This window comes from Arthrobacter sp. P4_F11 (assembly GCF_056401395.1).
Genome location: NZ_JBFUJK010000014.1, coordinates 181867 through 204565, shown reverse-complemented (window position 1 = coordinate 204565; position 22699 = coordinate 181867). Strand labels below are relative to the sequence as shown.

At 68.2% G+C, this 22699-nt stretch carries 20 protein-coding genes; 5 read left to right on the top strand and 15 right to left on the bottom strand.

The features are described from left to right. Window positions 1-5 precede the first annotated feature (5 nt). Window positions 6-2774 carry a cation-translocating P-type ATPase gene (locus AC1DRO_RS16035; RefSeq protein ID WP_476951582.1) on the top strand — a complete coding sequence of 923 codons (2769 nt, stop codon included), beginning with the start codon at window positions 6-8 and terminating at the stop codon, window positions 2772-2774. 94 nt (window positions 2775-2868) lie between these two features. Here the strand turns inward: AC1DRO_RS16035 and AC1DRO_RS16030 are convergent, their stop codons facing one another. Continuing rightward, window positions 2869-3405: a hypothetical protein gene (locus tag AC1DRO_RS16030; RefSeq protein WP_476951581.1), complete on the bottom strand. Its 537-nt coding sequence runs from the start codon at window positions 3403-3405 to the stop codon at window positions 2869-2871. A 255-nt stretch (window positions 3406-3660) separates the two neighbouring features. Between AC1DRO_RS16030 and AC1DRO_RS16025 the strand changes: the two genes are divergently transcribed. Continuing rightward, window positions 3661-4500 carry a DUF1206 domain-containing protein gene (locus AC1DRO_RS16025; RefSeq protein ID WP_476951580.1) on the top strand — a complete coding sequence of 280 codons (840 nt, stop codon included), beginning with the start codon at window positions 3661-3663 and terminating at the stop codon, window positions 4498-4500. Between the two features lie 113 nt (window positions 4501-4613). Beyond that, window positions 4614-5195 carry a hypothetical protein gene (locus tag AC1DRO_RS16020; RefSeq protein ID WP_476951579.1) on the top strand — a complete coding sequence of 194 codons (582 nt, stop codon included), beginning with the start codon at window positions 4614-4616 and terminating at the stop codon, window positions 5193-5195. 25 nt (window positions 5196-5220) lie between these two features. Here AC1DRO_RS16020 and AC1DRO_RS16015 read toward each other — a convergent pair whose 3' ends face one another. The 12 genes from AC1DRO_RS16015 to AC1DRO_RS15960 form a co-directional block, all read right to left on the bottom strand. Further along, window positions 5221-6222: a DNA topoisomerase IB gene (locus AC1DRO_RS16015; protein ID WP_476951578.1), complete on the bottom strand. Its 1002-nt coding sequence runs from the start codon at window positions 6220-6222 to the stop codon at window positions 5221-5223. 172 nt (window positions 6223-6394) lie between these two features. After that, the gene (locus AC1DRO_RS16010) at window positions 6395-7870 is read right to left on the bottom strand and encodes an FAD-dependent oxidoreductase (protein ID WP_476951577.1); all 1476 of its coding nucleotides are present in this window, start codon (window positions 7868-7870) and stop codon (window positions 6395-6397) included. A gap of 89 nt (window positions 7871-7959) precedes the next feature. After that, window positions 7960-9246, bottom strand: a complete 1287-nt coding sequence (gene cobA / locus AC1DRO_RS16005; RefSeq protein ID WP_476951576.1) for a uroporphyrinogen-III C-methyltransferase — start codon at window positions 9244-9246, stop codon at window positions 7960-7962. A gap of 123 nt (window positions 9247-9369) precedes the next feature. Continuing rightward, window positions 9370-9666 (bottom strand): putative quinol monooxygenase, encoded by a 297-nt coding sequence (locus AC1DRO_RS16000; protein WP_223913715.1) that lies wholly within the window; start codon window positions 9664-9666, stop codon window positions 9370-9372. Window positions 9667-9866: 200 nt separating this feature from the next. After that, window positions 9867-10805: an ABC transporter permease gene (locus tag AC1DRO_RS15995; RefSeq protein ID WP_476951575.1), complete on the bottom strand. Its 939-nt coding sequence runs from the start codon at window positions 10803-10805 to the stop codon at window positions 9867-9869. Then, complete coding sequence (locus AC1DRO_RS15990) at window positions 10795-11520, bottom strand: ABC transporter ATP-binding protein (protein ID WP_018775157.1); 726 nt, start codon at window positions 11518-11520, stop codon at window positions 10795-10797. The genes AC1DRO_RS15995 and AC1DRO_RS15990 overlap by 11 nt, the downstream gene beginning before the upstream one ends. A gap of 44 nt (window positions 11521-11564) precedes the next feature. Further along, window positions 11565-12743 (bottom strand): ABC transporter substrate-binding protein, encoded by a 1179-nt coding sequence (locus AC1DRO_RS15985; RefSeq protein ID WP_476951574.1) that lies wholly within the window; start codon window positions 12741-12743, stop codon window positions 11565-11567. Between the two features lie 282 nt (window positions 12744-13025). Next, window positions 13026-14462, bottom strand: coding sequence for a sulfate adenylyltransferase subunit 1 (locus AC1DRO_RS15980; RefSeq protein ID WP_476951573.1), 1437 nt, complete (start codon window positions 14460-14462; stop codon window positions 13026-13028). Then, complete coding sequence (gene cysD, locus AC1DRO_RS15975) at window positions 14462-15583, bottom strand: sulfate adenylyltransferase subunit CysD (RefSeq protein ID WP_476951572.1); 1122 nt, start codon at window positions 15581-15583, stop codon at window positions 14462-14464. The genes AC1DRO_RS15980 and cysD overlap by 1 nt, the downstream gene beginning before the upstream one ends. Then, window positions 15580-16290, bottom strand: a complete 711-nt coding sequence (locus tag AC1DRO_RS15970) for a phosphoadenylyl-sulfate reductase (RefSeq protein WP_028276669.1) — start codon at window positions 16288-16290, stop codon at window positions 15580-15582. The genes cysD and AC1DRO_RS15970 overlap by 4 nt, the downstream gene beginning before the upstream one ends. Further along, complete coding sequence (locus tag AC1DRO_RS15965; protein ID WP_028276668.1) at window positions 16287-18032, bottom strand: nitrite/sulfite reductase; 1746 nt, start codon at window positions 18030-18032, stop codon at window positions 16287-16289. Before AC1DRO_RS15965 ends, AC1DRO_RS15970 begins: the two co-directional genes overlap by 4 nt. A gap of 131 nt (window positions 18033-18163) precedes the next feature. Beyond that, window positions 18164-18910, bottom strand: coding sequence for a sirohydrochlorin chelatase (locus tag AC1DRO_RS15960; protein WP_476951571.1), 747 nt, complete (start codon window positions 18908-18910; stop codon window positions 18164-18166). A gap of 62 nt (window positions 18911-18972) precedes the next feature. Between AC1DRO_RS15960 and AC1DRO_RS15955 the strand changes: the two genes are divergently transcribed. Together AC1DRO_RS15955 and AC1DRO_RS15950 are read left to right on the top strand one after the other, a co-directional pair. Beyond that, entirely contained in the window at window positions 18973-19638 is a 666-nt protein-coding gene (locus AC1DRO_RS15955; protein WP_459385482.1) for a trimeric intracellular cation channel family protein, read from the top strand. A gap of 20 nt (window positions 19639-19658) precedes the next feature. After that, complete coding sequence (locus tag AC1DRO_RS15950) at window positions 19659-20087, top strand: hypothetical protein (RefSeq protein WP_243181967.1); 429 nt, start codon at window positions 19659-19661, stop codon at window positions 20085-20087. A 130-nt stretch (window positions 20088-20217) separates the two neighbouring features. On the opposite strand, the gene AC1DRO_RS15945 is transcribed toward AC1DRO_RS15950, so the two are convergent. Then, complete coding sequence (locus AC1DRO_RS15945; RefSeq protein WP_476951570.1) at window positions 20218-21054, bottom strand: DUF559 domain-containing protein; 837 nt, start codon at window positions 21052-21054, stop codon at window positions 20218-20220. 542 nt (window positions 21055-21596) lie between these two features. Beyond that, window positions 21597-22697 carry a polyprenyl synthetase family protein gene (locus AC1DRO_RS15940; protein ID WP_079550018.1) on the bottom strand — a complete coding sequence of 367 codons (1101 nt, stop codon included), beginning with the start codon at window positions 22695-22697 and terminating at the stop codon, window positions 21597-21599. Window positions 22698-22699 lie beyond the last annotated feature (2 nt).

Sequence of the window (22699 nt, the reverse complement as noted above, 5' to 3'; positions counted from 1 at the left end):
AAGTCATGAGCGACGATCCCGGAGCAGTAGCTGGGGTGGCCTCGGCGGAGGCAGACGCGAGCTGGTATGCGCTGGCACCGGCTGAAGTGGCGGCCGAGCTGAAGGTGGATCCGGCTGGCGGGTTGAGCACGGGAGAGGCGCAGCAGCGGCTGCAGGAGTACGGCCCGAACGCCCTGGCCGCCGCAAAGCAGGAGCCGGTATGGAAACGGTTCTTCAAGCACTATCAGGACTACATGCAGATCGTCCTTGTGGTCGCCGCCCTGGTCAGCTTGCTGATCGCGGAATACGGAACCGCTATTGGGCTTGCCCTGCTGACGCTGTTCAACGCGTGGCTGGGGTACCACCAGGAGGGCAAGGCCGAAGAAGCCGCTGCCTCCCTGGGGGAGATGATGAAGGCTATGGCCAAGGTGCGCCGCGACGGTGACGTTGTGGAGCTCCCCGCCGAACAGATCGTCCCCGGCGACATCGTGGTGGTCGATGCCGGTGACCGCGTCCCCGCCGACGGCCGGATCATCCTGGCGGCAACCCTCCAGATCGAGGAGGGCGCCCTGACCGGGGAGAGCGTCGCCGTCGAGAAGGACACCGAGACCATCGGCCGGCACGACGTCGGCATCGGCGACCGCCTGAACATGGCGTTCATGAACACGAACGTGACGCGGGGCCACGGCGAAATCCTCGTCACCACCACCGGCATGGGCTCGGAAGTCGGCCACATCGCCCACATGCTGTCCGGGCAGAAAGTGGAGAAGACCCCGCTCACCAAGCAGGTGGACCGGCTCACCATCTTCATCATTGTCGCGGCCCTCTTCGCGTTTATCGCTATCGTCGTGATGGGACTGGCCTCCGGCGAGTCCTTCGCGGTGCTCTTCGGAATCGGTGTGGCCCTGGCAGTCGGCTCCATCCCGGACGCGCTGCCCGCCGTCGTCACCACCATCCTGTCCGTCGGGTCGGTCAATATGGCCAAGAAGAACGCCATCATGAAGGTCCTCCCTGCGGTCGAGACCCTGGGCTCCACCTCGGCCATCAACTCGGACAAGACCGGCACCCTGACCCTGAACCAGATGACGGTCCGCGAGATCACCACCGTGCAGCACCACTACACCGTCAGCGGTGAGGGCTACAGTTTCGACGGCCAGATCCAACGGACTACGGGGGACGCCGAACGGGACCTGGACTACGTGATGTTCTCCTGCGCCTTGTGCAACGACTCCGATATCAACGACGGCGAGGTGGTCGGGGACCCCACCGAGGCGGCGCTCTACGTGCTCGCGCAGAAAGGCGGCGTGGACGTCAGGGAATTCCGCCGGAACAACCCGCGCGTGGCGTCGGTACCGTTCGATTCCGACTACAAGTTCATGGCCACGTTCCACCGGATGCCGGGGGACGATGGCAGGCCCGTGATCCGGGCCTACGTGAAGGGGGCACCCGACGTCCTCCTGAGCAGGTCCTCGTTCGGCCGGATGCCGGGCGGCCACGCCGAGCGCCTCACCGACGAAATGCGGGGCAAGGTGCTTGCCGAGAACGATCGCATCGCCAGCCAGGGCAGGCGGGTGCTCGCCCTGGCGCAGCGCGAGTTCGACCCGGCGACGTTCCAGCCTTCGGGCGACCTGATGGCGCTGATGCAGGATCTGGAGATTTCGGCGCTGATCGGCGAGGTTGACCCGCCGCGCGCCGAGGCGGTGGCCGCCATCGCCAAGGCAAAGCACGCCGGCATCCGGGTCCGGATGATCACCGGCGACCACGCCGTCACCGCTGCGGCGATCGCCGATGAACTGGGCATCAGGGGCCGCGCGGTGACCGGGGCCGAGTTCGCGGCGATGAGCGACGCGGAGGCCGACAGCCAGGTGGACGGGATCGGCGTGATCGCCCGTGTCGCCCCCGAACACAAGGTACGGCTGGTCGAGGTGCTCAAGCGCAAGGGCAACATCGTGGCCATGACCGGCGACGGCGTGAACGACGCGCCGGCCATCGCGGCCGCCGACATCGGGATCGCGATGGGCATCACCGGCACCGACGTCGCCAAGGGTGCGGCCAAGATGATCCTGGCCGACGACAACTTTGCCACCATCGTGGCGGCGGTCGAAGAGGGCCGGCTCGTGTACGACAACCTGCAGAAGTTCATCCGGATCCAGGTTGCCAACCTGTTCATGTTCATTCTGGCGTTCATCGGATCCTCGGCCTTCGCCATAGCCGGCACGGCCCTGCTCAGCCCGGCCCAGGTGCTGTGGATCCACATGGCGATCGTCGCCCCGATTGGGGCGGTGATGGGCCTGGATCTCGCGACGCCGGGCATCATGGACCGCAAACCACGGCCCTTCAACCAGCCGATTCTCGTACGGTCGATGATGGTGCGCCTGTTCGTCGTCGGGCTTTTCATGGCGGCCGCGACGCTGATCCTCGTGCAGATCGGCAAAACCACCTACGGTTCGCTGGAGGTCGGCCAGAGCATGGCCGTGGTGGGGCTGGGGCTGATGAACATCTTCGTGGCGCTCAATCTGCGTTACCCGACCGAGAGCGCCTTCGGGCCCGCCACGGTGTCCAACCCGAAGCTGCTCTGGGCGTTCGCGTGGGCCGTCCTCGGCTCGATGCTGATCACCCAGATGAGGGTGATGCAGGACCTGTTCGGCACGCTGCCGCTTACCGGCCAGCAGTGGCTGCTCTGCCTGGTGCCGGGCGTGGTGCTGCTGTTCCTCGGTGAAATCTTCAAGATCATCCTGCGAGCCCGGCAATCGAAGGGCCGGGCCGCAGTCCCGGCTCCCCCCGTTCCGGCGTGAGAGTGCTGTTCCGGCGAGAGTGCGACTGCCACTGTTGAGGGCCGGAACGCGATGTTCCGGCCCTCAACAGTGGCGCATACCGGCTGTGCCGGGGCTAGCGGACGAGGCCCTTCAGGACGTTCTTGGGCCGCTGCATCTCGCCGTGCTTGGCGCCGAGCACGATCACCCAGCCGGCGAACACGGGGATGGTCCACTGCAGGATCTTCAGCTGCTGCTGCGCGGAACGGAGTTCCTCGGAGGCACCCGGCTTCGGCTCGGTGGCACCCTTGGCGCCCTCGGCGGCCAGCTTGTCCACCTTGGCTCCCTGCAGGCCCGCGTACAGGGTCACGGCGGCTCCGGCGAGCGTGACGACGGACTTGTAGACGCTCAGGCGCGTGACGCCGTCCTGCTTGGCCATCCGGCCCTTGTTCTCCCACATGACGGCGAGGCCCGAGAGAAAATGCGCCCCAAACGCCGCCGTCTGGTACGGCGCCCACTTCTTCCAGCCCAGGCTTGAGAGGCGGGCACGTTCCGCCGGGTCCTTGGCTTCGGCAGTAGCACCGTTGAGCCCAATGGCGCCCATCAGGGAGCCGCCGAACCAGGCGGCTGCCGTCAGGTCGTGAATGGATCGGGCAACAAGATTTCCTGCCATGTTGAGCTTCCTATCATCTGTCTTCGAATCCGAATCGCAGGGGCAGCAAGGCTGCCGGTCCGCGGCATGTCCACGAGGGGGGGCCATGACTCGGCTATGGTAAGCACACTTACCAAAAACGCGGTAGTCCAAGCGGCTGCCACTTCGCCGGGCGTAGAATCGGCGCCATAGGCACACCGCCCGAGGCACAACACCGGCCCACCGCCGTAGGCACGACACCGTCCACCGGACCAGATGAGGAATAGCCGCATCACCATGGCAGAAGAAGAGTCCGGGATCGAAGCCGCCATCGGCGACGCCGTCGACACCGCGGAGGCGGCGTCGAACAGCACCGCACTCGACGTCGTCGCCCGTTCCGGATTCGCCGTGATGGCACTGCTTCATATCGTGATCGGGGCCATCGCCGTCGCCCTGGTCCTGGGCGCGCCGGGCCAGGCCGAACCCACCGGCGCCATCGAACAACTCGCTGCCAACCCCTGGGGTCCGGCGGTGATGTGGGCGGCCTGCATCGCCTGCGCGGGCCTCGCGCTCTGGCAGCTGAGCGAGGCGACACTCCGGGGCCGCCACCTGCCGCGCCGGGAGCAGCTGGGCAAACTCATTTCCTCCGGCTTCCTTGCCATCGCGTACGGGAGCGTCGGGCTGAGCTTCGCGGGCTTCGGCCTCGGCCAGCGCGGCGACTCGGGCGACTCGACCCGCGATTTCAGCACGGCCCTGATCCAGTCACCGTTCGGGGTTCCGGCCCTGGCCGGCCTCGGGCTCACCATCATGGGAATCGGCGTGTATTTCATCGTCAAGGGCTTCGGGAAGAAGTTCAAGGAGGAACTGCAACACTTCGAGGGGACCCGCCGCGGCAGGCTGATCAGCGCGCTTGGCGTCACCGGCCACGTCTCGAAAGGGCTGGCGCTGATCCTGACCGGGCTGCTCTTCGTCGTGGCCGCGGCGACCAACAACCCCGGTTCCTCCACCGGCCTGGACGGCAGCCTCAAGGCGCTCCGGGACCACCCCTTCGGCCCGTACCTGCTCCTGGCGATCGGGGCAGGGTTCATTGCCTACGGCATGTTCGCGCTGGTCCGGGCGCGCTTCGGCCGGATGTAGCCGCCGCCCCGGATGGGGATTTCCTTGTTTGGCATCCACCCGCGGGACTATCGTGGACCTACCCCGGGCCGGGCTGGGACGGCCACCGGCGGCAGGTCTCGCAGAGGTATGGCATGAGCTACGTTCCGGTGAGCAGACGCACCCTCCGACGGCACCGTGAATCTGAGCGGTCCACGCGGCGCCTCGTGGCCGCCCTGTCCGCCGCGGCCGCCGCTGCCTGGCTGCTCTCGGTCACGTTGTCCACCGCGGTCCACGTCGACACCTATGTCCACCATGTCGCCGTCGTGTTGCACGTGCTGTCGATGGTGGTGGCCTTTGGCGCCGTCGTCCTGATGGACTGGCACGGCTTCCTGTGGCTGATCGGCAGACGCGACCTGGCCGAAACCATCAGGCTCGACGGTGCAGCGACACCGCTGATCTGGGGCGGCCTGGCCGGCATGCTGGCCACGGGCGTGTTCCTGAACCCGCACCTGAGCAACCCGATGACGGACCTCAAGCTCGCCGCCGTCCTTGTGCTCAGCCTGAACGGGATCATGCTCATTCCGCTCATGCGGCGGCTGGCCAGGCTGACGCCCGATGCCTCGTTCAAGGACCTGGCCGTCGGGCAACGGGTCCATCTGCTGCTGTGCCTGGTGATCTCGCAGTTGTGCTGGTGGACGGCGATTGTCATCGGGTTCATCAACGCCGAGTTCTGAGGTGCCGCCGGGCCGCGCCCGGGAACTAGCCGGCGGCCTTCCGCAGCGGCACCACGTCGCCTTCCTGGTACAGCAGGGCGCGGAGCTCGGACTCGGCGGAATCCAGCCGCCTCGGGTCAATCGTTTCCCCGGCCGCGAAGTGGTCCAACAGCCGGGGATCCACGTAGCTTTTCCGGGCGATCGACGGTGTGTTGCCCAGGACCGCGGCCGCATCCTGCATGGCCTGGCTCACCGCGCTCTTCCGGGCAGAGACCTTCGCCTGGGGGCCGCTCTGCGCCAGGCTGACCGCTGCCGCCGCCGTCCCCCGCAGGGTGCGGAAATCCTTTGCGGTGAAGTCCTCCCCCGTGCGCTCCTTGACGTACTCGTTGATGTCCGCGCTCGACACCGGATGCCAGCTGCGGCCGTCCTTGTAGGCCAGCAGGCGGGCGTTGCCGCCGCGGCGCTTGAGCTGGCGCACGACGGCGGCGAGGTCGGCGTCGTCAATCCGCGACTCCCAGGTCTTGCCGCTCTTGGCCGGGAAGCTGAGCCGGAGTTCATCCTTGCGCACCGTGACGTGGGCGCAGAGCAGGGTGGCGAGGCCATGGCTGCCGTTTTCGTTGGTGTAGCGCTCCGAGCCGACGCGCAATGATCCGCTGTCGAGCATCCGAAAGGCGGCCGCCAGCACGCGTTCCCGCGTCAGCCCTTCGGAGCGCAGGTCCATGGTCACCAGGCGGCGTGCGGTCGGCAGGGTCTCAGCCAGCTGGAGCGAACGGTCGAACTTCAGCCGGTCCTTCCGTTCCCGCCAGCTCGGATGGTAGATGTACTGCCGCCGTCCCACCGCGTCGACGCCCGTGGCCTGGATGTGCCCGTTGTCGTACGGGGCGATCCAGACGTCGGTCCAGGCCGGCGGGATCCCGATGCCCTCGAGCCGTTCCCGCACGGGGCCCGGCGGCAGGGTGGAGCCGTCCAGGTCCTTGTAACTGAACCCGGTCCCGGCGGGGACCCTGCGGTATCCGCGGCCGGACGCGTTGCTGTGGCGGAGCCTCATTGGCCGGCCCTGGGCGAGTGTTCATCCATGACGGTAAGCCTACTGACTACCGCCCAGGTTTCCACGCCCTTTCACGCCCTGAAAAACGACGCGGGGCCACTTCGCGCCCCTCTTCCTGTCTGGAATGGGCGCGAAGTCACCCCGCGTTGCTCCGTGTTGCTCTGCGTCGAGGCTAGACCTCGACGGCGGCGCCACGGGAGATCTCCACCATGTCCTCGCGGGGCACCACCTTGATGCGCTCGCGCTGGACGGCGACGCCGTGCGACCCGCCGGCAGCGGTGGCCTTTTCACCGAGGGCGCGCTCGTGCTCGTCCAGGGCCAGCCAGCCTTCCCAGCTCGTGTACTCGACGCCGCGGCCCGCCAGGAGCTCGACGATCGCCTCGGGGGCGGGCGCCGCGGCCAGCGGCAGGTTTTCGCGGTCCTCAAGCAGGTAGGTCACGGTTTCGAGGGCGTCACCCTTGGTGTGGCCGATCAGTCCCACCGGGCCGCGCTTGATCCAGCCTGTCGCGTACATCCCCGGCACGTGGGTGCCGGCGGCGTCCAGGACCCGGCCGCCGTCGTTCGGGACGACTCCCTTGCTGTGGTCGAACTCGACCTCGGGGAGGGCGGAACCGAAGTAGCCGATGGCGCGGTACACGGCCTGGACCGGGTACTCGACAAACTCGCCCGTGCCGCGGGCGTTGCCGGTGCCGTCCAGCTCGGTGCGCTCGAACTTGATCCCGGCGACGCGGCCGGGCGCGTCGGCGCCGTCTGTGGTTTCTGCGTAGATCTCGACGGGGCTGTGCAGGAAGTGCAGGTGCAGCCGGCGGGACGCGGTGAGCTCGGAGAGGTCCTCGGGCTGTTCGGCGATCCAGTTGGTGAGCGTGCCCACCATGGTCTTGGTCTGGTTGTTGCTCTGGATCTGCCGGTCCGATTCGGCGTCGAACTCGAAGTCCTCGGCGTAGAGGATGATGTCCACGTCCTTGGAGTGGGAGAGTTCGCGCAGTTCCAGGGGCGTGAACTTGACCTGGGCGGGTCCTCGCCGGCCGAACACGTGCACGTCCGTGACGGGCGAGGACTTCAGCCCGGCGTAGACGTTGTCCGGGATTTCGGAGACCAGGAGGTCGTCGGCGTGCTTGGAGAGCATGCGGGCCACGTCGAGGGCCACGTTGCCGTTGCCGATCACGGCGATTTCCTTGGCCTCCAGCGGCCATTCGCGGGACACGTCGGGGTGCCCGTCGTACCAGGACACGAAGTCGGCGCCGCCGTAGGAGCCCTCGAGCTCGATGCCGGGGATGTTGAGGTCCGCATCCTTGATGGCGCCGGTGGCGAAGATGACGGCATCGTAGTGGGTGCGGAGGTCATCGATGGACAAGTCCGTGCCGTAGTCCACGTTGCCGAAGAACCGGATGTCGCCGCGGTCCAGGACCTTGTGCAGGGCGTTGACGATGCCCTTGATGCGGGGGTGGTCGGGGGCCACGCCGTAGCGGATCAGACCGTAGGGTGCCGGGTAGCGGTCGAAGAGGTCAATGCTGACGGTGAGCTCGCCGCTCTTGACGGCCTCGCTCTTGGTCAGGATGTCCGCGGCGTAGACGCCGGCGGGACCGGAGCCGACGACGGCGACGCGCAGCGGGCGGGCGGCGGTTCCTACGGGGGTGCTAGTTGACACGGCTGTGTTCCTTTTTTCTTCTGCATCCGTTGCTCCACAAACGCCCTTTTGGGGCTTGATAACGGCAGTTATGGAGCAATCGACGGGTGTTAGGGGGTCAGTACGCGGGTCTTGGTGGTGCGGGGAGCGTTCGGGGAGGTGGTGCTGTAGTCCGCGGTCTTGAAGTGCGACGGCGCGAACGGGCTGACGCGGACCACGTCGCCGATCACGATCACGGCGGGATTCGCTACGCCTGCGGCCTCCGCCTGGTCCGCGATGGTCCCGAGGGTTCCGATGGTCACCCGCTGGTTTGGCAGGTATCCATTCTCTACGATGCCAACAGGCGTCTGAAGAGGCAAACCGGCGCGGGCCAGGGAGGCTGCGGAATCGCGCAGCTGGCCCACACCCATGAGCAGGATCACAGTGTGGTCGGCACGGGCCGGGACTTCCGAGAGTTCCTCATGGCCGGTGACCACACTGAAGCCTTTGGCCAGCCCGCGGTGCGTAACGGGGATGCCGGCGGCGGCGGGGACGGAAATGGCCGACGTGACGCCGGAAACCACTTCGACCTCGACGCCGTGCTGCCGGCAGAATTCGGCTTCCTCGCCGCCGCGGCCCAGCACGTAGGGGTCGCCGCCCTTGAGCCGGACCACGCGGTGGCCCTGCAGGGCTTCCTCGACCAGGATCCGGTTGATTTCGGACTGCGGCACCGGGTGGTGGCCGGGGGTCTTGCCGACCTCCACCACGCGGACGTCGGGGGCCAGTTCGGCCAGGAGTTCACGCGGACCGAGCCGGTCCGCCACCACGACGTCGGCCTGGCCAAGGAGCCTGCGGCCGCGGACGGTGATGAGTCCGGTGTCGCCGGGACCGCCGCCGACGAGGGCCACGGATCCGGGAGTTGCCCCCGTGCCGGGAACCCGGTGCCGGCGCAGCGGCAGGTCTCCAGTGGCCAGGGCGGTGGCGACGGCGTCGCGCAGGGCCATGGCGCGGCGCGGGTCTCCGCCGGCGTTGACGGCGATCTTGACGTCATCCACCACGGCGACGGCGGGCGTCCAGGCGGCGGAGGCTTCGTGGTCGGAGGCGTTGACGCACCAGATGCGCTGCGCCTCGGCGTCGGCGGAGACCTGAGCGTCCACGGCGGCGTCGCCGGTGGCGGTCTGGACGAACCAGACGCCGTCGACGTCGGACGCACGGTACGGGCGGGGCTCCCAGTTCAGGAGGCCGGCGCCGGCAAGTTCGGCGAGCGCCGGGCAGGCGGCCGGGGCCACGACGGTGACGCGGGCTCCGGCGTCGAGCAGCCCTTTGGTGCGCCGGGCGGCCACCGGGCCGGCGCCGACCACCAGCACGGGACGGCCGAGGAGGCGCAGCGCCGTGGGGTAAATGTCCTGAATTGCCATGCATCGACGATAGGGCGGCGTCACATAGCGGAACAACGGTGCGGCAACACCAGTTCACGCAAGGTAACGCCGCGTCACATAATGGCAATCGCCGCTCCTGATCTGCGGCGGCCGGGGGCACCCCTATTTCACGGCGATGAGTTCGATCAGCTTGATGTCGGGATCCTTGGCGAGCAGGGCCGGACCGTGTTCGCCGAGGGCGGCGGGGATGGCGCCGCTGAGGTGGGCCTGACGGTCCTCCTCGGTATCGAAGGTGTCGAAGATGCCGAAGGTGTTCTCGTTGACCCGGAAGGCATACCAGGTGCGCGTTCCGGGCTCGTTGAGCACGATTTCGCGCCCTCCGTTCAGGAAGTCCCAGACGTCCTGTTCCTTCCCCGCTTTGGCTTCGACCAGGGCCAGCACGCCAAATTTTGCTGCCACAGCGACCTCCTAGGAATCGGGCTTTGCATCAGCCGTGGAAGGGGCCGCAACCCGGCCTCTAGGCGTGAGTGTAGGCCCGTGCCTGTACCCGGGCAAGGAGCCATCGAAAAAGCAACGCGGAGTCACTTACGGCCCATAAACCAATGGAAATATGGGCCGTAACTGACTCCGCGTTGCTTTGGAGGGGCTTGGGGGCTGGCCTAGCGGGTGCTGCCGGCGAGGAGGCCGCGGCGGCGGAGCAGCCGCTTTTCAATCGGCGCGAACACGAGCAGCTCGATCAGGATTCCGACGGCGAGGATCAGCAGGATGGCGGACATGACGATGGTCATGTCGGACAGGACGCGGCCCTGGTCCAGCATGGAGCCCAGACCGAAGCCGATGGTGCCGCCGACGGCGATGATTTCCGCCGCCATGAGCGAGCGCCAGGAGAACGCCCAGCCCTGCTTGAGGCCGCCGAGGTACCCGGGCAGGGCCGCCGGCAGGATGATCTGCAGGGCCAGTTGGAGACGGGACGCACCCAGGACCTTCCCGACGCTGCGGTACTGCGGCGGAATCTGGTCCACACCGGAGATCAGGCCGTTGACGATCGAGGGAATCGCACCCATGAACACCACGAAGTACACGGTGGCATCCGTGATCCCAAACCAGAGAATAGCGGCCGGCACCCAGGCCACCGACGGCAGGACCTGCAGCCCGGAGATCAGCGGCCCGAACGCGCGCCGCAAAGGTGCCACCTGGGCCAGCACCAGACCCACCGGCGTCGCGATCACCACGCTGATCAGGAAGCCCACGACGCCGCGCTGCAGCGAGGTCCAGACGGCCTCTTGAAGCTTGCCCTCCCCCCACAGGGTTCCGACCTGGCCGATGACATCCAGGGGGCCGGGCACGACGTCGCGCCGCTTGAAGCCGAGGGAGACGTACAACTGCCAGAGGATGATCAGCACCGCGAGCGCGGCCACCGGCAGCAGGATCCGGCTCCAGTCGATGCGGACCTTGCGGATGGAGTCTGACTGCAGGGAGTCGAGGCCCGCTTCGAGCTCGCGGAGGTCTTCCTTGCCGGTGGAGGAACGGGTCAGGGCGGCGTGGACCTTGCGGGTCTCGGCCGGCGCTTCCGCCACGGGAAGCTGGTTACTTGGCATGGCGGCGGATCTCCTCGCGTAGCCGGGCGGTGATTTCGCCGGTGAGCTGGCCGGCCAGTCCGGCGTCGGTGCGGTGCTCTTCGCTGACGTGCCATTCCCGCACCACGCGGCCGGGCCGGGAGGAGAGCAGCAGGACGCGCTGGCCAAGCCGGACGGCCTCGCGGACGTTGTGGGTGACAAAGACGATGGTCCGGCCGGTTTCCTTCCAGATCCGTTCCAGCTCGTCATGGAGCAGGTCCCGCGTAATCGCGTCCAGGGCCGCGAACGGCTCGTCCATGAGCAGCAGCTGGCGGTCCTGGGCCAGCGACCGGGCCAGGGAGACGCGCTGGCGCATCCCGCCGGAGAGTTCGTGGGGCCGTTTGTCCCCCGCACCGCCCAGGTGCACCAGGTCCAGCAGTTCCCCGGCCCGGACCCGGCGGTCGGCTTTCCCGACGCCGCGCAGCTTCAGGGCCAGCTCGATGTTCTCCCGCGCGGTCAGCCAGGGAAACAGTGCCGCGTCCTGGAACATGAAGGCGGCGCCGTCGCTGGGCACTTCCAGGGCGCCCGACGTCGGGGCCTCCAGTCCCGCCATGATGTTGAGCAGGGTGGACTTGCCGCAGCCAGAGGCACCGAGCAGGGCGACGAACTCGCCCTGCCCGATGGTGGCGTTGACGTCGTCCAGCACCGGGGCGCCGGCGCCGAAGCGCTTGCCCAGGTGTTCCAGTACGACTGGCATGGTCTGGTCCTTACTGTTGTGGCGGATGGTTGGGGGCCCGGGCGCTAGTCCTTGCCGAGCCCCTCGGCGGAGATCTTCTTGCCGGCCGCACTCTCGCTCAGGACGCTGTTGAGCGCTGTGAGGTCGAAGATGCCGTTGATGTCGGCCTGCTTGGTGGTGCCGGCGTCGACGCCGTCCTGGAGCAGTTTCCTGTACGTCCCTGCGAGCGGGTCGGTGGTGAAGACGATGTTCTTCAGGGACCGGTCGATGACGTCGGCCGGCAAGGCCTTGCCTGCGGCAGCCTTGAGTCCGTCGTTGAGGACGGTGGCTTTCTCGGCGGCGGGCGCCGCGTTGAGCCAGTCCACGGATTCGACGTGGCCCTTCAGCAGCGCCTGCACCGTGGCAGGGTGCTCGGCCGCGAACGTCTTGTTGACGATCAGGACGGTGGTGACGAACTCGCCCTTCTCCCACAGGTCCTTCTCGTCGACCAGGACCTTAGCGCCGGCCTGGAGCACCAGGCGGGAGGCCCAGGGCTCGGGCAGCCACGCGCCGTCGAGCTTGCCGTCCTGGAACAGCTTGAGGGTCTGGGCGTTCTCGGTCGGGTTGATCGAGACGTCGCCGCTGCCGTCCGTGGAGGTCTTGAAGCCCTGCTTGCCGAGCCAGGCCCGGAGGGCCACGTCCTGGGTGCCGCCGAGCTGCGGCGACGCGAGCGTCTTGCCCTTCAAGTCGGCCGCCGAGTTGATGCCGGGCTTGACCACCAGCTGCGCTCCGCCAGCCGTGGCGCCGGCGATGATGCTGATCGACTCGCCGTGGCTCTTGACATAGGAGTTGATGGCCGGGTTGGGGCCGATGTAGGTGGCGTCGATGGCGCCGGCGTTCAGGGCCTCGATCGCGGCCGGGCCGGCGTTGAACACCTGCGTGCTGAGCTTGGTCGCCCCGAGGTCCTTGGCGATGAACCCCTTGTTGACACCCACCAGGGCCGGGGCGTGGGTGATGTTGCCAAAGTAGCCGAGCCTGAGTTCCGTGGCCGGGCCGGCGTCCGCCGCTGCCGCTGCGGGGGCGGTTTCGGGGCTGCGGGACAGCGAGGATGCAACGGCTGCGCCGGCGCCGATCAGGAGCACGAGGCCCGCGACCAGGGCGATCTCCAGGGTGCGCTTGCGTTTGGGTTTGCCGGTCTCGCCGGCGACGATCCGGGTGGTGCCGGGCTGTGTGCCGGGCCCGGGGTTTTCGGGGGTGTGTGACATGGGTGAAGTCCTGTTCTGGGGTGTGTGCGGAAGGGCCGGGCGGATGGTCAGCGCCGGCGACATCGCCCCTGGAAGTCCCTGCGGGGGAGGCCGGGGAACCGTTCCTGTGTCTTCATTCATTCACCATAGGGAGTGTCATATTCGGGGTTCAACGGCCCGGAAACCGGGGGTCACGCGGGTTCACGCAGCGTCACATTCGGCCCCAAAAGACGGCAGCTTGTTTCCCGGACCGCCGCCATGGCGACCGGCCGGGAAACAAGCTGCGCCCGTGTGACACGTGGCCTAGATCGAGTAGCGCTCGTCCTCGTGGTCGCCGGGGTGGTCGTTGACCAGGCCTGCGGCGAGGGTGTTGCCGTCGAGCGGGTCGATCACGAGGAACGCCCCGGTGCGGCGGTGGTGCAGGTAGTTCTCCAGCGGCAGCGGAGCGGCGAGCCGGAGCTGCGCGTGCCCGATGTCGTTGAGCTCCAGGGTGGTGGTCGGCTCCAGGCCGAAGCTGGCGAGGTCGAGCCTGCCTGTCACGTTCCGGACCAGGGCTTGGACCGTGCGGGTGCCGTGCTTGACCAGGACCTTGGAGCCCTCCCGGAGCGGCTTGGGCGAGAGCCAGCACAGGGCGGCGTAGAGGTCTGCCGATGCCTCCGGTATTTTGCCACCGGCGGTCCCGGCCGCCGCGATCGTGTCACCGCGGGCGACGTCGAACTCATCGGCCAGGCGCAGGGACACGGACTGCGGGGCGGCCGCCTCGGCGAGCTCGCGGCCCGCGAAGTCGATCCCGGTGATGGTGGTGGTGCGCGGGGCCTGGCCCGGGGTCAGGATGCTGACCTGGTCCCCCAGTTTCACGGAGCCTTCGGTGATCTGGCCGGCGTAGGCACGGTAGTCGCGGTAGGCCTCAGGATCGAGGCCGCCGGCGATGGCGTCCGGAGCCAGCGCGCCCTGCGGCCGGATCACCAGCTGGACCGGGAAACGGAAGCTTTCGAGGTGGCTTTCGAGTTCGTCGGCGGCCGGCAGCGTCTCCAGGACCTCCAGGAGCGCCGGGCCGTCGTACCACGGGGTCCGCTCCGAGCGGTCCACCACGTTGTCGCCGTCGAGGGCCGAGACGGGGATGACGCGGAGATCGGCGACGCCGTCGGAACCGAGCCCGAGCTCGCGCCCGACCTGCTGGACGTCCGCCTCGATCCCGCGGAACACGTCCTCGCTGAAATCCACGAGGTCGATCTTGTTCACGGCGACGATCACGTGTGCCACGCGCAGCAGCTGCAGCACGGACAGGTGCCGGCGGGTCTGCTCCAGGACACCCTTGCGGGCGTCGATGAGCACGACGACGGCGTCCGCGGTGGACGCGCCGGTCACCGTGTTCTTGGTGTACTGCACGTGCCCGGGGCAGTCCGCGAGGATGAAGCTGCGCCGGTCCGTGGCGAAGTAGCGGTAGGCGACATCGATTGTGATGCCCTGCTCGCGCTCCGCGCGCAGGCCGTCGGTCAGCAGGGCGAGATCGATCGCTTGTGTGCCGGTGGCCCCTTCACCGCCGAACCCGCGGTCCGCCGAGGTGCGGGCGACGGCGTCGAGCTGGTCGGCGAGGATCGCCTTCGAGTCGTGCAGGAGCCGGCCCACCAGGGTGGACTTGCCGTCGTCGACGGAGCCTGCGGTGGCGAAGCGGAACAGCGTGGTGGGCAGCGCCGCGGCAACGAGGTCCGGGCCCGGGAGAAACGTTTCCGTGCTCATTAGAAATAGCCGTCCTTCTTGCGGTCTTCCATGGCGGCCTCGGAGATGCGGTCGTCGGCCCGGGTGGCGCCACGTTCGGTGATGGTCGAGGCGGCAACCTCAATGACGACGTCGCGCACCGTGGCGGCGGCCGATTCCACGGCGCCGGTGCAGGACATGTCGCCGACAGTCCGGTAGCGGACGGTCTTGGTGATGACTTCCTCGTGCTCGCGCGGCTGGGAGACCTCGCCGACGGCGCGCCACATGCCGTCGCGGGCGAAGACCTCGCGGTCGTGGGCGTAGTACAGGCCCGGCAGCTCGATGTTCTCGCGCTCGATGTAGCGCCACACGTCCAGTTCGGTCCAGTTGCTGATGGGGAACGCGCGGACGTGCTGGCCTACCGTGTGCCGGCCGTTGTAGAGGTTCCACAGCTCGGGCCGCTGGTTGCGGGGGTCCCACTGGCCGAACTCGTCGCGCAGGCTCAGGATCCGTTCCTTGGCCCGGGCCTTGTCCTCGTCGCGGCGTCCGCCGCCAAAGACGGCGTCGAACTTGTTGCGCTGGATCGCATCCAGCAGCGGCACGGTCTGCAGCGGGTTCCGGGTCCCGTCGGCACGCTCGGCCAGCTCACCGGAGTCGATGAACTCCTGGACGGAGCCGACGACGAGCTTCAGGCCCAGCCGTTCCACAGTGCGGTCGCGGAAGTCGATGACCTCGGGAAAGTTGTGGCCGGTGTCCACGTGCAGCACCGGGAAGGGCACCTTGCCGGGCCAGAAGGCCTTCGTGGCCAGGTGCAGCATCACCACGGAATCCTTGCCGCCGGAGAACAGCAGCGCAGGCTTCTCAAACTCGGCGACGACCTCGCGGATGATGTGAATGGCCTCGGACTCAAGGGTGTCGAGGCTCGAGAGGCGTGAACCTGCGACGCCGATTGCCGCCCCCGCCCCTGCGCCGCGCGGCTGATCTTCGATCAGCCCAGCGCGCGGCTCCGACAGCGGCAGTGGCCTTCCCAACGCTCGCAAGCTCGCATCGGGTCCCTCGGCCAGTGCCTTCGATGCCACTCCCTGGGCGGCAATCGGCGTCTCAGCTGCATCGTTGTCCAGCACCGACAGCTCCAGGTCCTCGTTGGTGATTTGAGTTCTCATACGTGTAGTCCGCATTCTGTCTTGTCGGTTCCTGCCCAGCGTCCGGCGCGGGGGTCGTCGCCGGGCGCTACCTTGCGGGTGCAGGGCTGGCAGCCAATGGACGGGTAGCCCTGTGAAAGCAGCGGGTTGACGGGCAGGAGGTTGTCGTCGGAGTACTGCACCAGCTGGTCGAAAGTCCAGGCCGCCACCGGGTTGACCTTGACCAGGCCGTTGGCCTCGTCCCAGGTGATCAGCGGCGTGTTGGTGCGGGTGGGCGCCTCGTCGCGGCGGACTCCGGTGAACCAGAGCTCGTAGCCGGCCAGGGTGCGGCGCAGCGGAGCCACTTTGCGCAGGGCGCAGCACTGCGCGGGGTCGCGGGCGAAGAGGTCCTTGCCCAGGAGCCGGTCCTGCTGCTCCACGGTGTTCTCCGGCAGCACGTCCACGACGTTGACGCGCAGGTTGGCCGCGACCTCGTCGCGCGTCGCATGCGTCTCCGGGAAGTGGTAGCCGGTCTCAAGGAACAGGACGTCGACGCCGGGGAGCTCGTCCGCGACCAGCGCCGGCAGGACCGCATCCGCCATGGAGCAGGCGACGGCGACAGTCGGCAGCTCGAAATTGCGGGCCACCCAGGCAATGACGTCGCGGGCCGGGGCGTCCCAGCCGAGCTCGGCGGCGCCGGCCTCGGCGAGGGCCTTGAGCTCGTCGTGGGAGCGGAGCGCTGCGGTCACTGCAGATCACCCTCTTCCGCGGCGAAGGCCCACTCGGCGAAGCTTTGGCCCTCGGAGCGGTCGGCGACGAACTTGCGGACCACGCGTTCGACGTAGTCGGGCAGCTCCCCGGCCGTGACCTTCAGGCCGCGGACGGTGCGGCCCAGGCCTGCCTCCTCGCGGCTGTCGGACGCCAGCCCGCCGCCAAGGTGGACTTGGAATCCCGGGGTGGGGTCGCCGTCGGGCGTTGGCAGCATCATGCCCTTGAGGCCGATGTCCGCCGTCTGGATCCGGGCGCAGGAGTTGGGGCAGCCGTTGATGTGCAGGGACAGCGCCTGGGGCAGCTGCTTGCTCTCGGCGAGGTCGGCCAGCCGGCGCTCCAGCTCGGCAACCGCCGTCGCCGCGGTCACCTTCGTTTCCACGATGGCGAGCTTGCAGAACTCGATGCCGGTGCAGGCGATGGTGCCGCGCCGGAACACGGACGGGCGGGCGGACAGGCCCAGCGCGTCGAGCTCGGCCACGAGCGGGTCCACCTCATCCTTGGGCACGTCGAGGACCACGAGCTTCTGGTGCGGCGTGGTGCGCAGGCGCTGCGAGCCGCGGGCCTCCAGGGTGTCCGCGAGCTTGACCAGCTGGCTGCCGGAGAGGCGGCCGGCCAGCGGGGTGGCGCCGATGAAGAACTTGCCGTCCTTTTGTTCGTGCACGCCGATGTGGTCACCGGGCGTGGAGGGCTTCGGGGCGGCCGGGCCGTCGGCGAGTTTGTAGCCGAGGTATTCGTCTTCGAGGACCTGGCGGAACTTCACCGGCCCCCAGTCGGCCAGCAGGAACTTCAGCCGGGCCTTGGTGCGCATGCGCCGGTAGCCGTAGTCGCGGAAGATGCTGGTGACGCCGAGCCACACGTCGGCGGCCTGGTCCGGCCGGACGAAAGCGCCGAGGCGCTTGCCCAGCATGGGGTTGGTGGAGAGCGCGCCGCCCACCCAGAGGTCGTAGCCGATGCCGAGTTCGGGGTGGACCAGGCCCACCAGGGCGACGTCGTTGATCTCGTGCACCACGTCCTGGCTGGGGTGGCCGGTGATGGCGGTCTTGAATTTGCGCGGCAGGTTGGCCAGTTCCGGGTCGCCGATGAACCGCTCGGCGAGTTCCTGGATCAGCGGCGTGGGATCGATGATCTCGTCCTTGGCGATGCCCGCCACCGGGGAGCCGAGGATGACGCGGGGAACGTCGCCGCAGGCTTCCGTGGTGGACAGCCCCACGCCTTCGAGCCGGCGCCAGATTTCGGGCATGTCTTCGACCCGGATCCAGTGCAGCTGGATGTTCTGGCGGTCCGTGAGGTCGGCCGAGTCGCGGGCGAAGTCCACGGAGATCTGGCCGATGACGCGCAACTGCCCGGTGGTGAGCGCACCGCCGTCGATCCTGACGCGGAGCATGAAGTATTTGTCTTCGAGCTCGTGCGGCTCAAGCGTGGCGGTCTTGCCGCCGTCGATCCCGGGTTTGCGCTGGGTGTAAAGCCCCCACCAGCGGAAGCGGCCGTGCAGGTCAGTGCCGTCGATCGAGTCGAAGCCGTGCTTGGAGTAGACGGACTCAATACGCTCGCGGACGTTGAGGCCGTTGTCTTCCTGTTTCCAGGTCTCGTTGGCGTTCAGCGGCGTGGTGCCGTCCACTTTCCACTGGCCGTGCGGCTTTGCGGCCGGGCGGGGAGGGCGCTTGGTGCGGCCGGCGGCAGCCTCGTCCGTGGACGCTCCGGCTAGAGCTGTATCAGTCATGCATCGACTGTAGGGGCGGCCGTAATCCCGTCACAAAGGGTCAGAAACGGGGAGTCACCTAGGGCAACATTTCGTCACGAACCGCCGAAAACCCTTGAAGTCGCCCTGCGGCTGTGCATCTGCGCGGACCCTCAGGGTCGGGGCTGGGGGGCCCCGGCCAGCGCCGCGTCGTAACGTTCCAGAGCAATTTCGGCGAGGACCGGGGAGGGCAGCAGCGGCGCCGTCACCAGGTCCGCGCCGGCCTTGGCCAGCTGGTCATGGAAGAAGCCGGGCGCCAGGAGATACGAGGCGATGACGACGCGTCCGCCAAGGTCCACCGCTCCGGCCGACTCCCCCGCGCCGGCACCGCCGGCGGCCTCCTCGCGGAGCATGGCGACGGCGTCGGGAACCGAGGGTTTGGCGGAGGCGCCGTAGGCGGCCACGATCCGGTTGGAACGCAGGGCACGGAGCTGCTCCGTGAGTTCCTCGACATTCTGTGCGGCGCTGGGATCGGAGGACCCGGCGGCGGCAAGGACCACGGCGTCGTTGTCTGTCACCCCGGCCTCGCGCAGGCGCTGGTCCAGCAGCGCTGCGAGCCGCGGATCCGGCCCCAGCGGCGCCGCGGCCAGGGTGTCCGGCCGGCTCTTCACGGCGCGGGCGATGTCCACCTTGACGTGGTATCCGACGCTGAGCAGCAACGGAACCACGACGGCGGTTACCCCCGCCGGGAGGCCCGCCACGACGGCCGGCAGGTCCGGGTCCTGCACGTCCACGTAGGCCTCACGGACATCCAGCCCGGGACGGAGCCCCGCGATGCCGTCCCGGAGCGCGTTGACCTCCGCGGCCCCGTTTGGGCTCGACGTGCCGTGGGCGCAGGCAATCAGGATGGGGGTATTCATAGCCGTTAGCGTAACCTTGGAGCCGCCCTATCCGCCCCCCCTGCAACCGACCGGGACGCTTCATGACCTTCTCCTTCAGCCTTGTCCTGGTCTGGCTTGACCTCGCCGGCGTGTTCTTCTTTGCGGTCTCCGGCTCGCTGCTCGCTGCGCGGAAGCAGTTCGACATCATCGGCTCGCTGCTCCTGGCCTCGGTGGTGAGCCTGGGCGGCGGCGTCATCCGCGACATCATCATCAACGCGGGCCCGCCCGCCGCGTTCACCAACCCGGCATATCTGGCACCGCCCCTGTTTGCCACGGTGCTGGTGTATTTCCTGTTCTCCAGCGTCCAGCGCTTCACGTCGCTGCTGATGCTGTTCGACGCCGGCGGGCTGGCCCTGTTCTGCATCACCGGCACACTGAAGGCGCTGGCCGCCGGGATGAATCCTGTGGCCGCCGTCCTGCTGGGTGTCACGACGGCGGTGGGTGGCGGCCTGCTGCGGGATATCACCGCCAACGAGGTCCCACAGCTCTTCGACCCCAAGGATCTGTACGCTCTGCCGGCGTTCGCCGGGTCGGCGTTGACCGTGATCCTGTCCCTCACGGGGACCTTCACCGCGGTGAGCGCCTGCGCCGTCGCCGGGCTTGTCTTCGCCTTCCGGGTCACGGCCTGGCGGCGCCACTGGTACGTTCCGCTGGCGGTGCGCGGCTGGCACCGGCTGGGCCTGGACACCGCGGAAAACGACCGCTGAGGATTAGCTAGGATAAGACCATGACTGACATGTTCCTCGAGAAATTCCGCGCGCTTGTCCCGAAGTATCTCGAAGACGAATGGCAGGAAGAAGATGGCCTCCCGGCCGAGGAGCTCGACGCCGCCCTCGCCGAACACCAGTTCCAGGTCCCGATGGTCCTGCGCGAGTTCTACCTGGCAGTCGGCGGCTGCGAGGACATCATGGAGGCCTACCACTACTTCTGGGACCCCGAAGAGCTCGAAGTGGATGATGAGGGCTTCCTCATGTTCCTTGAGGACGAGGAAGAGCAGTTCACCTGGGGCTTCCGTGTCGGGGACCTCAGCATCCCGGATCCCATCGTGTACCGCCGCAACAACGCCCGCGGCCAGTGGAAGAGCGAGGAAGGGACCTTCTCCGAATTCGTCTTCGACATGTTCGAGTGGGCCTTCAACGACGAGGACGAAGACTAGGCTCCACGGCCTCTCCTTGGGGCCGGCCCGGCGGTCCGGGGGCACTTTGAAGCGGCCACGCCGTCGTCCGGCCCGGTGATCCCCTGCTGAGGCGCCAATGTAGCCCCGGACGGCAGCCGCGACCTGTCCGTCACGGCCGGAAGGCCCCACTGCGCCGCAACTCCAGCACCGCCAGAACCTCCGCAACCATCCGCTCCGGGTGATGGACGACGTCGTCGTACCCGAACCTGAGCACAAGGTAACCGCCGATGAGGCTTGCGTTGTTCCGCCGCCGGTCCTTCTTGACTTGCAGAGGCTCCAGGTGCGAGGCACCGTCGGTCTCCACGACGATGCAGTCCTCAACAAGGAAGTCCACCTCCCCCACCCCGGGAATCTCCACATGCCGGCGCACGTGCAGCCCGGCCCGGCGGAAGGCGGTGTTGGCGAGAACTTCCAGCAGCGAATCGGCCCGCGGAATGACAAGGTCCAGCACCGACCTGGCGCGGCCGTTGCGGTTACCCTCGAGTTTGCCGCGGAGGAAGGCCAAGGTGATGTCCCCCCGGCCCACCGCACACTGGACCATGACAAGTGCCTGCAATTCAGGCAGACAGTGGAGTGCATGGATCAGGACGTCGGCGAGTCCGGCCAGGGGCAGCCACGGGTGCCGGAGGTGCCTGCAGCGGCCATGGGCCACGGTGCCGGGCGGTGCCGCCCGGTGCCCAAGACACAAATGCATGGACTGGGCCGGAGCCAAGGCCCACAAGCCGTAGCCCGGAGCGGCCGACACGCACGTCAGCAACCCCCTCAGTTCGCGCGCCGCCCGGTAGACGCCGGGATCCTGCGGAAGCCCATAGTGCCCGCGGCGGATCCGCACAATGGTGCCCAGGGACACGGCCGTGGCAAGCCGGTGGCGGCTGAATCCGGCCCGGCCAAGGTCCGCCGTGGCGGCTGTTCCGCCCCTTGAAGCAAGATAAGTGGCAACGTCCATTCCGCCAATGTGCCCTGCCGGGGATCCTTGGGGGCCGGTCCGGTTGGGCCATGTGGAAAACCTCAGGCCGGACATCCAAAGCCGCCGTGGGGCATTTTGACACCAACACGCCGATAAAACAGCCTGGAAGCAGCCCACAGCGCGGCAAAGTGACCCCGCTCGGCCGCAGTCACGCCAGCAGAGGTCTCATGTGCCCCGGGCGTCCGCCAAGCCGCCGACGAATCTTTTGACAATCGAATTACAAAACCGCTGGACAGCATTACAAACTTGTCATATGCTCTTTCTTGGGTTCACCAAATGCCTCCGGTGGATCTGATGCGAACGGAGAAATGGCCCCGGTTCGGCACAACGGAAGACTCGAACGTTGTGAGGAACCGGGGCCATTCCGTTTAAGCCAGAAGCCAGGTTAATCGTCAGGCTGCACCCAGCCCGGAACCGGCCGGGGAGCGGCGCCGGCCCGGCTGTACCGCCGGGCCCGGCCTAGCTGGTGTGGCCGGAGGCCGGGGACGGCGCCAAGGGCTCAGCGGCCCGAGGCCGGGGACCTAGCTGCTGCGGTCCACTACGGCGTGGGCGAAGCTGGTCAGCGAGGCCTTTACGACGCCCTCGGGCAGCGGGGCAAGGGCGGCAATGGCCTCATCGGCCCAAGTGCGTGCCACCACCCAGGACTGTGCAGTGACGGGGTGCTCCCGGAGTCCGGCCACGGCGGCGGCCAGGGCCTCATCCGAGCTGAGGTCACCGTCGATCAAGGTCAGCAGTTCGACGGCGGCCTGGTCGCCGTCGCGGGCCGCGTTGCGCAGCAGCAGCACGGGCAGGGTGGGCACGCCTTCGCGCAGGTCGGTTCCCGGCGACTTGCCGGACTTGACCTTGATCCCGGTGACGTCGATGACGTCGTCGGCGAGCTGGAAGGCCACGCCCACCTTCTCGCCGTACTCGACCAGGATCGGCTCGTAGGCTTCGTCGGCGCCGGAGAAGATCGCACCCAGCTGCCCGGAGGCGGCCACGAGCGAGCCGGTCTTGTCCGCGATGACCGAGAGGTAGTGCGCCAAGGGGTCCTCGTCCGGGCGCGGTCCCACGGTCTCGTGCAGCTGGCCCAGGCAGAGCCGTTCAAAGGTGCGGGCCTGGATGCCAAGCGCCCGGGACCCGAGCTCCGAGACCAGGATGGAGGCGCGCGCAAAGATGAGGTCGCCGGTCAGGACCGCGACGGAGTTGCCCCAGACCTCGTGGGCCGTCGGCGCCCCCCGGCGGAACGGCGCGGAATCCATGACGTCGTCGTGGTAGAGGGTGGCGAGGTGCGTCAGTTCGACGACGACGGCGGCCTGCACCACTGCGGGCAGGGAGGCGTCGCCAAGGTGGGCGCACAACAGGGTCAGCAGCGGGCGGATCCGCTTGCCGCCGGCTTCCACGAGGTGGCGCGACGTTGCGTCAGCCAGGGGATCGGAGTTGGCAATGGCTTCGCGCAGCTTCTTCTCGACGCGCGCCAGGTTGGTGGTGAGCGCCGGGCCCAGCTCGGGGTCGCCCGCGATGGCCGAGAAGCCGGCCGGCAGTTGGAGGCCGGTGGCGATCGCGGTGGTGTTGAGGCTGGGTTCAGCGCTCGGCAGGCCGTGTCCGGCGTGCGTCCAGCTTTGGTCTGCAGAGTTGGTCACGG

Coding starts and splice junctions, on each gene's coding strand:
- AC1DRO_RS16035 (WP_476951582.1), top strand. CDS start 6: ATGAGCGACGATCCCGGAGCAGTAGCTGGGGTGGCCTCGGCGGAGGCA.
- AC1DRO_RS16030 (WP_476951581.1), bottom strand. CDS start 3,405: ATGGCAGGAAATCTTGTTGCCCGATCCATTCACGACCTGACGGCAGCC.
- AC1DRO_RS16025 (WP_476951580.1), top strand. CDS start 3,661: ATGGCAGAAGAAGAGTCCGGGATCGAAGCCGCCATCGGCGACGCCGTC.
- AC1DRO_RS16020 (WP_476951579.1), top strand. CDS start 4,614: ATGAGCTACGTTCCGGTGAGCAGACGCACCCTCCGACGGCACCGTGAA.
- AC1DRO_RS16015 (WP_476951578.1), bottom strand. CDS start 6,222: ATGAGGCTCCGCCACAGCAACGCGTCCGGCCGCGGATACCGCAGGGTC.
- cobA (WP_476951576.1), bottom strand. CDS start 9,246: ATGGCAATTCAGGACATTTACCCCACGGCGCTGCGCCTCCTCGGCCGT.
- AC1DRO_RS15995 (WP_476951575.1), bottom strand. CDS start 10,805: ATGCCAAGTAACCAGCTTCCCGTGGCGGAAGCGCCGGCCGAGACCCGC.
- AC1DRO_RS15990 (WP_018775157.1), bottom strand. CDS start 11,520: ATGCCAGTCGTACTGGAACACCTGGGCAAGCGCTTCGGCGCCGGCGCC.
- AC1DRO_RS15985 (WP_476951574.1), bottom strand. CDS start 12,743: ATGTCACACACCCCCGAAAACCCCGGGCCCGGCACACAGCCCGGCACC.
- AC1DRO_RS15980 (WP_476951573.1), bottom strand. CDS start 14,462: ATGAGCACGGAAACGTTTCTCCCGGGCCCGGACCTCGTTGCCGCGGCG.
- cysD (WP_476951572.1), bottom strand. CDS start 15,583: ATGAGAACTCAAATCACCAACGAGGACCTGGAGCTGTCGGTGCTGGAC.
- AC1DRO_RS15965 (WP_028276668.1), bottom strand. CDS start 18,032: ATGACTGATACAGCTCTAGCCGGAGCGTCCACGGACGAGGCTGCCGCC.
- AC1DRO_RS15960 (WP_476951571.1), bottom strand. CDS start 18,910: ATGAATACCCCCATCCTGATTGCCTGCGCCCACGGCACGTCGAGCCCA.
- AC1DRO_RS15955 (WP_459385482.1), top strand. CDS start 18,973: ATGACCTTCTCCTTCAGCCTTGTCCTGGTCTGGCTTGACCTCGCCGGC.
- AC1DRO_RS15950 (WP_243181967.1), top strand. CDS start 19,659: ATGACTGACATGTTCCTCGAGAAATTCCGCGCGCTTGTCCCGAAGTAT.
- AC1DRO_RS15945 (WP_476951570.1), bottom strand. CDS start 21,054: ATGGACGTTGCCACTTATCTTGCTTCAAGGGGCGGAACAGCCGCCACG.